17 protein-coding genes are annotated in these 11,905 nt (G+C 63.6%); 9 read left to right on the top strand and 8 right to left on the bottom strand.

The window, feature by feature from the left end; all coding sequences use genetic code 11:
- The first annotated feature begins 20 nt into the window (after nucleotides 1-20).
- Nucleotides 21-539 carry a collagen-like domain-containing protein gene (locus ACWAT4_RS10470; protein ID WP_449730490.1) on the top strand — a complete coding sequence of 173 codons (519 nt, stop codon included), beginning with the start codon at nucleotides 21-23 and terminating at the stop codon, nucleotides 537-539.
- 5 nt (nucleotides 540-544) lie between these two features.
- Here ACWAT4_RS10470 and ACWAT4_RS10465 read toward each other — a convergent pair whose 3' ends face one another.
- The 3 genes from ACWAT4_RS10465 to ACWAT4_RS10455 all read right to left on the bottom strand — a co-directional run bounded on the left by ACWAT4_RS10465 (nucleotide 545) and on the right by ACWAT4_RS10455 (nucleotide 1,915).
- On the bottom strand, nucleotides 545-760 hold the full coding sequence (locus ACWAT4_RS10465) for a hypothetical protein (RefSeq protein ID WP_212298979.1): 216 nt from the start codon (nucleotides 758-760) through the stop codon (nucleotides 545-547).
- Between the two features lie 97 nt (nucleotides 761-857).
- Nucleotides 858-1,124, bottom strand: a complete 267-nt coding sequence (locus ACWAT4_RS10460) for a DUF2277 domain-containing protein (protein WP_212446731.1) — start codon at nucleotides 1,122-1,124, stop codon at nucleotides 858-860.
- Between the two features lie 98 nt (nucleotides 1,125-1,222).
- Nucleotides 1,223-1,915 (bottom strand): ArsR/SmtB family transcription factor, encoded by a 693-nt coding sequence (locus ACWAT4_RS10455; RefSeq protein WP_212298981.1) that lies wholly within the window; start codon nucleotides 1,913-1,915, stop codon nucleotides 1,223-1,225.
- Between the two features lie 143 nt (nucleotides 1,916-2,058).
- On the opposite strand from ACWAT4_RS10455, the gene ACWAT4_RS10450 reads away from it, so the two are divergent.
- The 4 genes from ACWAT4_RS10450 to ACWAT4_RS10435 all read left to right on the top strand — a co-directional run bounded on the left by ACWAT4_RS10450 (nucleotide 2,059) and on the right by ACWAT4_RS10435 (nucleotide 4,855).
- A complete protein-coding gene (locus ACWAT4_RS10450; protein ID WP_449730489.1) occupies nucleotides 2,059-2,466 on the top strand; it encodes a nuclear transport factor 2 family protein in 408 nt (135 codons plus the stop codon).
- 162 nt (nucleotides 2,467-2,628) lie between these two features.
- On the top strand, nucleotides 2,629-3,690 hold the full coding sequence (locus tag ACWAT4_RS10445) for an alpha/beta fold hydrolase (RefSeq protein ID WP_212298983.1): 1,062 nt from the start codon (nucleotides 2,629-2,631) through the stop codon (nucleotides 3,688-3,690).
- A gap of 140 nt (nucleotides 3,691-3,830) precedes the next feature.
- Nucleotides 3,831-4,175: a hypothetical protein gene (locus ACWAT4_RS10440; RefSeq protein ID WP_449730488.1), complete on the top strand. Its 345-nt coding sequence runs from the start codon at nucleotides 3,831-3,833 to the stop codon at nucleotides 4,173-4,175.
- 77 nt (nucleotides 4,176-4,252) lie between these two features.
- Nucleotides 4,253-4,855, top strand: coding sequence for a pyridoxamine 5'-phosphate oxidase family protein (locus ACWAT4_RS10435; protein ID WP_212427042.1), 603 nt, complete (start codon nucleotides 4,253-4,255; stop codon nucleotides 4,853-4,855).
- Nucleotides 4,856-5,023: 168 nt separating this feature from the next.
- Here ACWAT4_RS10435 and bfr read toward each other — a convergent pair whose 3' ends face one another.
- The 3 genes from bfr to ACWAT4_RS10420 all read right to left on the bottom strand — a co-directional run bounded on the left by bfr (nucleotide 5,024) and on the right by ACWAT4_RS10420 (nucleotide 6,380).
- Complete coding sequence (gene bfr / locus ACWAT4_RS10430) at nucleotides 5,024-5,512, bottom strand: bacterioferritin (RefSeq protein ID WP_011089420.1); 489 nt, start codon at nucleotides 5,510-5,512, stop codon at nucleotides 5,024-5,026.
- A 132-nt stretch (nucleotides 5,513-5,644) separates the two neighbouring features.
- On the bottom strand, nucleotides 5,645-5,917 hold the full coding sequence (locus ACWAT4_RS10425; RefSeq protein ID WP_212298986.1) for a (2Fe-2S)-binding protein: 273 nt from the start codon (nucleotides 5,915-5,917) through the stop codon (nucleotides 5,645-5,647).
- Nucleotides 5,918-6,083: 166 nt separating this feature from the next.
- Nucleotides 6,084-6,380: a hypothetical protein gene (locus tag ACWAT4_RS10420; protein WP_249149382.1), complete on the bottom strand. Its 297-nt coding sequence runs from the start codon at nucleotides 6,378-6,380 to the stop codon at nucleotides 6,084-6,086.
- A gap of 136 nt (nucleotides 6,381-6,516) precedes the next feature.
- Here ACWAT4_RS10420 and ACWAT4_RS10415 point away from each other — a divergent pair, with 136 nt between their 5' ends.
- Together ACWAT4_RS10415 and ACWAT4_RS10410 are read left to right on the top strand one after the other, a co-directional pair.
- A complete protein-coding gene (locus tag ACWAT4_RS10415) occupies nucleotides 6,517-6,855 on the top strand; it encodes a hypothetical protein (protein WP_212298988.1) in 339 nt (112 codons plus the stop codon).
- A gap of 231 nt (nucleotides 6,856-7,086) precedes the next feature.
- Nucleotides 7,087-7,371: a hypothetical protein gene (locus ACWAT4_RS10410; protein WP_212298989.1), complete on the top strand. Its 285-nt coding sequence runs from the start codon at nucleotides 7,087-7,089 to the stop codon at nucleotides 7,369-7,371.
- A gap of 83 nt (nucleotides 7,372-7,454) precedes the next feature.
- Here ACWAT4_RS10410 and ACWAT4_RS10405 read toward each other — a convergent pair whose 3' ends face one another.
- Nucleotides 7,455-8,681, bottom strand: a complete 1,227-nt coding sequence (locus ACWAT4_RS10405; protein ID WP_212446729.1) for a lytic murein transglycosylase — start codon at nucleotides 8,679-8,681, stop codon at nucleotides 7,455-7,457.
- Between the two features lie 7 nt (nucleotides 8,682-8,688).
- Complete coding sequence (gene ettA / locus ACWAT4_RS10400) at nucleotides 8,689-10,338, bottom strand: energy-dependent translational throttle protein EttA (RefSeq protein ID WP_212298991.1); 1,650 nt, start codon at nucleotides 10,336-10,338, stop codon at nucleotides 8,689-8,691.
- Between the two features lie 232 nt (nucleotides 10,339-10,570).
- Between ettA and ACWAT4_RS10395 the strand changes: the two genes are divergently transcribed.
- Complete coding sequence (locus ACWAT4_RS10395; RefSeq protein WP_212298992.1) at nucleotides 10,571-10,786, top strand: hypothetical protein; 216 nt, start codon at nucleotides 10,571-10,573, stop codon at nucleotides 10,784-10,786.
- A 134-nt stretch (nucleotides 10,787-10,920) separates the two neighbouring features.
- Nucleotides 10,921-11,883, top strand: a complete 963-nt coding sequence (locus ACWAT4_RS10390; protein ID WP_449730487.1) for a D-2-hydroxyacid dehydrogenase family protein — start codon at nucleotides 10,921-10,923, stop codon at nucleotides 11,881-11,883.
- Nucleotides 11,884-11,905: the final 22 nt, after the last annotated feature.

Below are 11,905 nucleotides of genomic sequence, written 5' to 3'. Positions count from 1 at the left end.
TGCGCAGAAGGAGTAGCGGCGTGGCAGACGATCAGGGACGGCAGGGACCGCAGGGTCCGCGCGGACGGCAGGGCGAGCCGGGACGGCCGGGGCCGCAGGGTCATCCGGGCAAGCGAGGCCCGGACGGTGCGCGCGGCAAGCCGGGACCGCAGGGCAAGCCGGGTCCCGCCGGAAAAGCCGGAGCGCAGGGCAAGGCCGGTCTGCCGGGCAAGCCAGGCGAAGCCGGACTACGGGGAGCAGCTGGACCACAGGGCGCCGCGGGTCCGCAAGGGGCCGCCGGTCCTCAAGGCCCGCGTGGCGAGCCCGGTCCGACCGGCCAGTTGCCGTCGATCGAGCAGGTGCTGCCGTGGCTGGAGCAACTGTTCGATGCCTGGGACGAACGCCGTCGCCAGCGCGAGCAGGAGGCCGCCGAGCGCGCGGCGCTCGAAGCCGCCGTTCACGAGACTGAAGAGGCGCCCGCCGACGACGAGAGCGAGCACGACGACGGCGACGAGCACAAGAAAAAGAAGAAAAAGAAGAAGCACGGCCACAAGGACTAGCGCGTCTAATTCGCCGGATCCTCACGCCGCGGCAGCATACCCATGCGCTCGAATTGCCAGCGCATGGCGCGGTACCAGAGATAGCCGACCGCTGCGCCGCAAAAGGCGAGGACCACAACGTTCGCGCTCGAGAACGAGCCGCTCCACCACATCATCCACGCGGTCCACAACAGCGTGAAAACGATGGCACCTGCTTTCAGCGGAAGAAGGGGGCGGCTCATGCTCGTGCTCCGGGTTGTCAAAAACCCCGGCGAACATCATCGCGCATGAAGACCGCCACTTCCGTGAGCCAGATCACGGTGGAGCTTTACGGAGCCACTAGCCAAAACGCAGCCGCGAACGCTCCTTCGCCTTCCCCGCCTCGACCTCGCGGTCGCGCGCCGGCGCGTGGGTGTGCAACGAGGTCAGCAACCGCCGCGCAGCCTCCGAGACTTCGGCCACAGCGCGGTCGAATGCCGCCTCATTGGCCTGCGAAGGCTTGTTGAAGCCTGAGAGCTTTCGCACGAACTGGAGCGCGCTGGCATGAATCTCGTCCTCCGTCGCCGGCGGTTCGAAATTGAACAGCGTCTTGATGTTGCGGCACATGAGTTCCTCCTGAAAGACGATTCCGTTCAAGGACGATCGGCGGCACCCGGATGCTACATGCCGGATCAGCCACTGTCATCGGCGTCCGGCGCGGGGTCTCAGAACGGAATCGAAATGCCGAGCCGTCCGAAGAAGGCGCGCCCTTTCGGGGTGAGACGAAGCGCGCGTGGGACACGGTGCGGGGCCAGCGCATGCGCCCCGATCAACCGCTTCAGGATCGCATTGGCGAATGGGCCTGCGAGATGCGGAACACGCTCGGTCCAATCGTTGCAGAGCCGCATGTGAGGATCGCGGCCTGGCTTGAAGTCGATCGCCTCCGCGCGGCACCAGGCGAGCCCCTGGTCGGTGATGGAGGCCTCGCGGCCGCGCAGCGTGATCAGCTTCTTGTCCACCAAACCGTCCCGCAACGCCACGCCGAGTTGGCCGGCGAGATGGCAATAGCAGGTTCGCGACTGACGGAGCGGCGTCGGCACGCCTCGCGCGCGTTCCGCATGGTCGGTCCTGGCGGCGACATTGACGAGGTTTTCGATCAGGGCCGCGACCTCATCGTCGGCGATGCGATAGTAGCGAAACCGCCCCTGCTGCCACACCGAAAGCAGGCGCGCATCCGTCAGCTTCTGCAGATGCGCACTGGCGCTTTGCGGCGACACACCGGCAAGCGCGGCCAACTCGCCCGCGGGCAGCGCCTTGCCGCCGAACAGCGCACTGACCATGGCTTCGCGCGCCGGATCGCTCAAGGCGTCGGTAAGCCGCGAAAATCCCGATTGTACTGATTGTCTGGCTGCGACCATCAAAAACTCCCGTCCCCGATGTGGGCCTGCCGCCGCGTCATCGCAATCGTTCTCCAAACCGCTCATTTCAGAATTCAGTGAAACGTGGGCGGCGCGCCTCTGCGATGACCCCGGAAGTCGCCCCGAATCCAGAGGATTACAACATGACCAAGCCAGCACACCAGAGCGAGGCAGAACGCATCTGCAAGCTGTGGGATGAAGCCCTCGGCAACAAGGACCTCGAGGCGTCCCTCGCGCTCTATGCCGATGAGGCCTCCATCGAAAGCCCGCTGGTTCAACATCTCATGAAGACCCCGGCCGGGATCGTCCAAGGCAAGGACAATCTGCGCGTCTTCATTACGCGCGTATTCCAGACCAATCCGCCGCAGCGAAGGCGCTTCAAGCAAGGCTTCTTCACTGACGGCCGGATCATCACCTGGGAATATCCGCGCGTCACTCCCGATGGCGAGCAGATGGAGCTGGTCGAGATCATGGAAATCGACAAAGGACTGATCCGGCGTCACAGGGTTTACTGGGGCTGGTATGCGCTCAGCTTGCTCCGGGAGCATTGAGCCGCCTCCCTCGCCGGCTCTCGATATATTCCGCTTGCGCGATGCACCAATTGCGAAATGTTTTGGCGGCCGGCGCCACATCCGCTCTCGATCCCTCAGGTACCCCTGATAAGATCGCGCGCGAAGCGGCCCGGATGCCAGCGGCCGCAGCGGGAGGACATCATGAATATCTCGAGCGCGCTGCTTGCCGCGGCCTTGCTATCAGTCTCGATGCCGGCGATAGCGGCCGATTACCCTGCGCCGAAACAGGGTGATTGGGTCGCCAAGGATTTCAAGTTCCACACTGGCGAGGTCATGACGGACCTGAAGCTGCACTACACCACTGTCGGCGACCCCAGCGGTCAGCCCGTGCTGGTGTTGCACGGCACCGGCGGCTCGGGCGCGAGCATGCTGACGCCCGCCTTCGCCGGCGAGATGTTCGGCGCCGGACAGCCGCTCGATGCGTCCAAGTATTACATCATCATTCCGGACTCGGTTGGCCACGGCAAATCGTCAAAGCCATCCGACGGCATGAAGGCGAGCTTCCCGAAATATAACTACGATGACATGGTCGAGGCGCAGCATCGCCTTGTGACCGAGGGCCTCGGCGTCAAACATCTGCGGCTCGTGATCGGCAATTCCATGGGCGGCATGCAGACCTGGCTGTGGGGCGAGAAATACCCCAAGGACATGGACGCGCTGGTGCCGATGGCCTCGCAACCGACCGAGATGGCGTCGCGCAACTGGATGATGCGGCGGATCATGCTCGACACCATCCGCAACGATCCCGATTACAATGGCGGCAACTACTCCAGCCAGCCGCGCATGATGAAATACGCGATTACGGCCTACGGCATCGCCAGCATCGGCGGCACGCTAGCCTATCAGCAACAGGCGCCTACCGCGGCGAAGGCGGACAAGATCGTCGATGAACGGCTGGCGACGCCGATCACGGCGGATGCCAACGACTACGTCTATCAGTGGGACTCCTCGCACGACTACAATGCCGCCGACAAGCTGGAAGCTATCGAAGCTTCGCTGCTGCTGATCAACTCCGCTGACGACGAACGCAATCCGCCCGAGACCGGCGTGACGGAGGCAGCGATGAAGCTGGTCAAGAACGGCAAGCTGTATCTCATCCCCGCGAGCACCGAGACGCGCGGCCATGGCACCACCGGCAATGCGAAATTCTACAGCGAGCAGGTCCGCCAATTGCTGCAAACTGCACCGCAGCGTACGATGTAGGCATCATCGGAGCTGCAGCGATATCGCGATGCATCAAATGCGGCGCCCCGGCGCCGCATATTTTTTGAGCATGCAATGAGCTGACGGCTCAGGCTTAATCGCCCAAACGATACGAATCGACACGCGATGAGGAGGATCGTATGCACAGGTTTGCGCTGTGCGTTTGGCTGGCCGCGATGACCGGCGCCGCGTTCGCGTTCGACAATGGTCAATATGAGAACGTGCCGCCGGATATCCGCGCCTGGTTCAAGAGCGTGATCGCACCGAACGGCGTGCCCTGTTGCGACATCTCCGATGGCCATCGCACCGATTGCGACGTACGCAAAGGTGCCTATTGGGTGCCAATCGAGGGCCAGTGGATGGAGGTGCCTGAGCGCGCCATCATCCGCGATCGTGGCAATCCGGTCGGCCACGCCGTGGTGTGGTACGTCCACCATCGCTGCGCCATCATCATCAGTTGCTTCGTGCCCGCGGACTCGGTTTAGCATCTCGCGATGGATATCGTTGGCTGACTTGGTCTCGATCGGGTAGTTTGACGCCGAACTTATCCGGAGGCATGCCGTTGACCGACCTTTGCGCCGAAGACCTCGCCACGATCTATGCGAAGCCGACCCCGCGCGTGATTGCGAAAGCGCGTCCCGCGATCGACGTGCATGCGCGGAAGTTCATCGAGATGTCGCCATTCTGCGTGCTGGCAACATCGGGCGTCGACGGCAGCGTCGACGCGTCACCGCGTGGCGGCAGCGTGGGCTTCGTCCATGTCGCCGGCCCCAATCAGTTACTGATGCCCGACCGTGCCGGCAACAATCGCATCGACAGCTTTCGCAACGTCGTCGAGGGCTCCGGCTTCGTGCATCTGTTGTTCTTCGTGCCCGGCATCGACGAGACGCTGCGCGTCGGCGGGCGCGGCACCTTGTCGGCCGATCCGGATCTGCTCGCGTCCATGGTCGAGTTCGGCAAGCCACCGCGCGCGGTGCTGAACGTTGCCGTCAGCGAAGTCTACTTCCACTGCGGCAAGGCGCTGATGCGTTCAAAGCTGTGGTCGCCGGAAAAGGTGCAGCGCTCGGTGATGCCGAGCATCAGTCAGGTTATCCACGATCAGACCAGCCTCGGCGAGCCTGAGAGCCAGGAGATCGTGGAGGAGCGCTACAAGACGCAGCTTTAGCTGGTGCCGCAATCTCGGTGTCATCCCGGACAAGCGCAGCGCGGATCCGGGATCCATAACCACGGGAAGTGGTTTGACGAAGACTCGTGGCCACCAGTTCGCGCCACAACCACTCGGCCTTCGCCGGGACGACATAGGAGTGTGTGGCTACAGCTAGCGCCTAACGGCTCAGTGCCCCTCGCCCTCGAGCCCGCCGACGTGCTTCTGGGTGTAGAGCTCGAGGCCGATGCGGCCGATCAGATCGAGCTGGGTCTCGAGGAAGTCGATGTGGTGCTCCTCGTCGCTCATCAGCTTCTCGAACAGGTCACGGGTGACGTAATCCTTGACGCCATGGCAGTAGGTCGCCGCTTCCTGGTAGAGCGCGCGCGCGCTCATCTCGGCAGCGAGATCGCACTCGATGATCTCTTTCACGTTCTGGCCGATGCGCAAGGGATCGAGCACCTGCATGTTCGGAAAGCCGTCGAAGAACAGGATGCGCGCGGTGAGCTTGTCGGCATGCTCCATCTCCTCGATGGACTCCTTGCGCCAGACCTTGGCCATGTCGAGGAGGCCCCAATTGTCGAGGAAGCGGTAGTGCAGCCAGTACTGGTTGATCGCAGTCAGCTCGTGACGCAGCGCCTTGTTGAGATAGTCGATGACTTTTGCGTCGCCTTGCATGGCTTACTCCAGCTCTTGCAGTCCAAATCGGCCCTATCCGACTTTAGAATGCTTCTAAGTCAGATTAGACATGGGGGCAACCGGCTACGGAGACGCAGCCGGGGAAAAGCTCTGGCGATGGTGTCGAAAATTTCAGCAGGCTGCGAGAGCGAACTGGACGGGCTCGGCCGTCTCGTCGTTGGCGGCGACGGCGTGGCTATGGGGGCAGCCCGAGCAGCAGGACTGGGCGCAGGGGCCAAGCGCTTCATCGATGATCGTCTTGATGGTGCGGGCGCAGCGGCCGCATTCAGCGCTGCAGCCGAGACATCCATAGACTTGCTTGGCATGACGCACAGCATCGTCGGACTCGGCGACGGCGGCGCGGATGTCGTCATCGCTCAGCACGTTACAGGAACAAACGATCATGGAAGTGGTAGGCCCTTCGGTGATGCACCATCATCGATATTTAACGGGCCGTCCGGATGCAAAAGGAAAAACCGGAATTTGAAGCTATTCCAAACTGGCCCGGAAACAGCCTAGAACGGCTCTAAAATTGCAAATTGCGCTGGATCAAGATGATGCCGAATACGGCCTAATCGCTGCTGCCGCCTCCGCCGCCATCTCCGCCGCCGCCACAATCTCCGCCCCCACCGCTATCGCTCGTGGAGCAGTTGCCGCTGTCGGTCGAGTTGCTGGAACTGTCGCTGGAGAACCAGCTTCCCAGCGAGAAACCGTCATTCGTTGTATCCGAATAGCTGTCGCTCCCTCCACCGTCGCCGCCTGCTCTCGCGCGCGGCCGCGGTGCGCGATTCTGCAAATGGGTCATCAGGGCATAGCCAATCACGCCGACGGCCCCGAGGGCGATCAGGGCATTGGTCAGGACGTTCATCACCGTCTCCTGGGCTTGAAAGCCAACGCTTCCTCTCATTTGGTCGCACCCGGCAGATGGACCGTTCATTGATCATTCAAACGAAGTATGGAACTTTGGCCGCAAGAGTTCCGTGTTCCCGTGAAAGGTCGCTCCAATGAAGAAGATGCTTATGGCAGTTGCTGCCACCGCCGCCCTTGTCCTGGCCGCGGGAACGCCGGCCCATGCACAGCGCGGTGTCGCGGCCGGCGTGGCTGCCGGGATCATCGGAGGCGCCATCGTTGGCGGGGCGCTGGCCTCTCCGTATTATTACGGACCCGGCCCGGGCTATGCCTACGGTCCGGGCTACGGCCCCGGCTACTACCCGCCCCGCTACTACGCGCCGGGTCCCGGCTACGTCGCCGACGACTATTATGGCAACGGCTGCGTCTGGCAGAGGCAGCGCTTCTGGGATGGCTATGCCTGGCGCGTCCGCCGCGTCAGAGTCTGTGGCTGAGGCGCGTTCGGCTTGCGCGATTGCGGTTGGACCGGTTCATTACGGATCCGCTGTTCATCTCAGGGCCTGAAAAAGACCGCTTTTTCTCGTCACAGCTCCGTGTGCGTTTACCGTGGATTGACCATTTGCGCGCTTCCTAGCCGCAAGGCCAATTCCATCAGAGTGTGCGTGAACCTTTGATCCCCGGACGCTCCTAACAAGGGACGTCCTTCTCCCAGGAGAGCCAAGAGCATGAAGAAGACTATTGTTGCCGCCCTCACGGTTGCGACGATCGCCGGTTCGCTGGTGACCGCCACGCCGTCCGCCCAGGCCCATGACGGCGTCGGCGCCGGTATCGCTGCCGGCCTGCTCGGCGGCGCGATCATTGGCGGCGCCATCGCCTCGAGCCGTCCGGCCTATGGTGGTCCGGTTTACGTGGCCGAGCCCGGCCCGCCCCCGCCGCCCTGCTACTGGCAGCGCCAGCGCTATTGGGACGGCTACGGCTGGGTCGTCCGCCCGGTTCGCGTTTGCTACTGATTTGATCGCACCGGCGCCCATGAGCGCCGCGATCGGAGCCCGGCCGAAACCATCGGCCGGGCTTTTTCGTTTTCGAGAGCCGTTCAGCGTGCCGCCTGGATCGAACGCAGCACGTCTTCGCTCGGCCAGCAATCGACCTTGAGCCCTGCCGACTTCTGATAGGCGCCGAGCGCAGCGCGGGTCTGCATGCCGGCCTTGCCGTCGATCTTGTCCTTGTAGAGCCCGGCGCGCGTGAGGCCGCGCTGCATCGCCTCGACATCCCTGGTGCGCAACTGCTTCGACGTCGCCCACGGCGTCGCGAACGGAAGCGGGCTCGTCATGCGATCGCTGAGATGGCCGACGAACAGCACGTAGAGGTCGGAGAAATTGTACTCCTTGATGACGAAGTAGTTCTTCGTGGTCAGGAAAGCCGGACCATAGATGCCCTCCGGCTGCAGCAGTGATGCCGGCTGCGCCTGTTCGGCAGCGCTCAGCTTCTGCCCCCGCACCGGCACGAAGCCTTCGCGCAGCCACTGGCCGATCGGCTTCGTCACCTCCGGCACGCCCGTGGTGCAATCGACCCTCGCCGGCGCCTGCACTTCGTAGGCCCAGCGCACGCCGCTCTGCCAGCCCTTGTTGACGAGCTGCTGCGCGGCGGAGGCCAGTGCATCCGGGACCGAGTGCCAGATGTCGATGCGACCATCGCCGTCGAAATCGACGCCGTGCTTGTAGTATTCGGACGGCAGGAACTGCGTGAGTCCGGTGGCGCCGGCCCAGGACGAACGCATGTCCTTGCGCGTCACCACGCCCTCGTCCAGGATCTTCAGCGCGAGGATGAACTCATTGCGATAGGTGTCCTTGCGCCGGCCGACATAGGCCTGCGTCGCCAGCACGCGGACCAGATCGTAAGGCAGCGTATAGCGGCCGTAGTCGGTCTCACGTCCCCAGATCGCGAGCATGACGGTCGCGGGCACGCCCGAGCTCTTCTCGATCTTCGTCAGCGCGGCATTGTATTTCTGCAGCAGCCGCTGTCCTTCGCCGGCAAGATTCGCAATCGAGCCTTCCCTGACATAGTCCGCCGGCACCTGCACAAACTCGGCCTGCGACGGCGCGCCGGTCGCGGGCCGTCCAGGCAGGATCAAATCAGGCAGCTTGTAATCCGGCTCGAGCCCGCGCGTCTGCTGATCGAACGTCGCGCGCGAGACCCCGGCCTCTTGCGCCTCCGGCCAGAGCGAAGCGATGAACTGGGTGAAGGCGGCGTCGGCGGCATAGGCGGGCGACCAGCCGCAGGTGATCGCGACCACCGCAGCGATGAGCGCCCGCCGCATCATCACGACGTCACCGCGTCAGCTTCTTGTACTTCACGCGGTGCGGGATGATCGCGTCCTGGCCGAGACGGCGCATCTTGTCCTTCTCGTAATCCTGGAAGTTGCCTTCGAACCATTCGACGTGGCTATCACCCTCGAAGGCCAGGATGTGGGTCGCGATGCGGTCGAGGAACCAGCGATCGTGGCTGATGATGACGGCGCAGCCGGCGAAATCCTCCAGCGCCTCTTCGAGCGCGCGCAGCGTGTCGACGTCGAGGTCGTTGGTCGGTTCGTCGAGCAGCAGCACGTTGGCACCGGACTTCAGCATCTTGGCGAGATGCACGCGGTTGCGCTCGCCGCCCGAGAGCGCGCCGACCTTCTTCTGCTGGTCGGCGCCCTTGAAGTTGAACGACGAGCAGTAGCCGCGCGAGTTCACTTCCTTCTTGCCGAGCAGGATCAGCTCGTTGCCGCCGGAGATCTCCTCCCACACGGTCTTCTTGCCGTCGAGCGCGTCGCGCGACTGGTCGACATAACCGAGATGCACGGTCTCGCCGACCGTGATCGTGCCCTTGTCCGGGGTCTCCTGCTTGGTGATCATCTTGAACAGCGTGGTCTTGCCGGCGCCGTTGGCACCGATCACGCCGACGATGCCGCCGGGCGGCAGCTTGAAGGTGAGATCGTCGATCAGCAGACGATCGCCATAGCCTTTGCTGAGCCCTTCGAAATCGACCACGTTGGCGCCGAGGCGTTCGGCGACCGGGATGATGATCTGCGCGGTCTGGGTCTGCTTCTCGCTCGCCTGCTTGAGCAGCTCCTCATAGCGCTGATAGCGCGCCTTCGACTTGGCCTGGCGCGCCTTCGGCGAGGACGCGACCCATTCCTGCTCGCGGGCAATCGTCTTCTGGTGCGCGGCGTCCTCGCGGCCTTCCTGCTCCAGGCGCTTCTGCTTCTGCACCAGCCAGGACGAGTAATTGCCCTCGTAGGGAATGCCCTTGCCGCGATCGAGCTCGAGGATCCAGCCCGTCACGTTGTCGAGGAAGTAGCGGTCGTGGGTCACGATCAGGATCGCGCCGGGATAGTTGCGCAGATGCCCTTCGAGCCAAGACACCGACTCGGCGTCGAGATGGTTGGTCGGTTCGTCCAGCAGCAAAAGCTCCGGCTGGTCCAGCAGCAAGCGGCACAGCGCGACACGGCGGCGTTCACCGCCGGAGAGCTTGGTCACGTCGGCATCATCGGGCGGGCAGCGCAGCGCGTCCATGGCCTGATCGACCTTGCTGTCGAGATCCCAGAGGCCCTGGGCCTCGATCTCGTCCTGCAGCTTGGTCATCTCGTCGGCGGTCTCGTCCGAATAGTTGACCGCTAGCTCGTTGTAGCGGTCGAGGATCGCCTTCTGCTTGGCGACGCCCTGCATGACGTTCTCGCGGACCGAAAGCGCAGCATCCAGCTGCGGCTCCTGCTCGAGATAGCCGACGCGGGCGCCCTCAGCGACCCAGGCCTCGCCCGTGTATTCCTTGTCCAGGCCCGCCATGATCTTGAGCAGGGTCGACTTACCGGAGCCGTTGACGCCGAGAACGCCGATCTTGGCGTCCGGGTAAAAGCTGAGGCGGATGTTGTCGAGCACCTTGCGGGTCGGGTAGCTCTTGGTCAGGCCGTCCATGAAGTAGACAAATTGGCGCGCCATCGGTCCCGTGAAACCTTCAATTTGAGGAGATTTGCTTGCCGCCGATGTAGCGATCCCGCCTCCAAAGGGCAATGTTTTCCCTCCGTTCACCACGGATGAATACTGGTCGGACACCATCCGGACCCTGTTCCGGACAATTGAAACCATCTTTTAATAAATCAGGCCAAAGCTCGGTTTCGCGCGGAAACAGCGCCACCCGCTCAGAATGATCGGGAGCACAGCGAGGCCCATCATGGCTCTGATCGAGACCACCTCTCACCCCGTTCCGGCAGAAGCCGGCCGCGCCTCCGCGCTCGTCTCGGAACTCAAGGGCTTCTGGAAGCGCTTCTTCACCACCGCCTTCAATCCCTACCGGCCCGAACTTCACTACATGCGCGGCCCCGGCCCGGCCTGGCGCGCCAAACATGGCATGGATGCACCGATCCGGCTGAAGCCCCGCGACCTCTGAACTGCCCTTCCCTATCGGACTTTTGAAGACCCAGACTGCTTGCGCGCTGGCGCGATTGCGCGCAACCATGGCCCGGTTCCGACGATGGCGCCCTTTCGTCCGGCGCCCTCACCTCTCGCCATGGATGAACGCTGATGACGCGGCTGCGCTGTGCAATTCTCGACGACTATTTCAACCTCGCCCTCGACGTCGCCGATTGGCCGAGACTGTCCGACCGTGTCGATCCCACCGTGTTCAGCCACCCCTTCGCCTCCGAGCAGGCCGCGGCCAGCGCGCTGGCCGATTTCGACGTCATCTGCGCGATGCGCGAGCGCACGGCGTTTCCCAAGAGCCTGTTCGACAAGCTGCCCAAGCTGAAGCTGCTGCTGACCTCCGGCATGCGCAACGCCGCGATCGACATGGAGGCGGCGAAGTCGAAGGGCGTCGCCCTCTGCGGCACGCAATATTCGCGTGACCCGACTGCACCGCTCACCATGGGCCTGATCCTGGAGCTGACCCGCGGCATCGGCCGCGAGAATGCGCGCATGCATGCCGGCGAGCCCTGGCAGACCTTTGCTGGCGTCGAGATCGAAGGCCTGACCCTCGGCATCGTTGGGCTCGGCAAGCTCGGCACCAAGATGGCCGGCATCGCGAAGGCCTTCGGCATGAACGTGATCGCCTGGAGCCCGAACCTGACGCCGGAGAAATGCGCAGGCGCCGGCGTCGGCTATGCCACCAAGGAGGAGCTGTTCGCCAAGGCGGATATCGTCACCATCCATGTGGTGCTGAGCGAGCGCTCGCGCGGCCTGGTCGGCCGCGATGATCTCGCGCGGATGAAGCCGACCGCCTTCCTCGTCAACACCGCGCGCGGACCGATCGTGGACGAGCAGGCGCTGCTGGAGGCCCTGCAGCAGCGGAAGATCGCGGGCGCCGGCATCGACGTGTTCTCGGTCGAGCCGCTGCCGATCGACCATCCCTTCCGCAAGCTCGACAATCTCGTGCTGACGCCGCACCTCGGCTATGCGACCGAGGACGGCTTGCGCATCCATTACGGCCAGATGGTCGAGGCGATCGATGCCTTCACAAGAGGCAACGAGCTGCCGCGGAAGCTCGCCTGAAACGACGAAGGGCGTGCCGACG

The sequence above is a fragment of the Bradyrhizobium sp. T-1 genome (genome assembly GCF_053592855.1).
The sequence above is the reverse complement of the archived record's forward strand: the minus strand, read 5'-3'. Positions and strand labels throughout refer to the sequence as shown.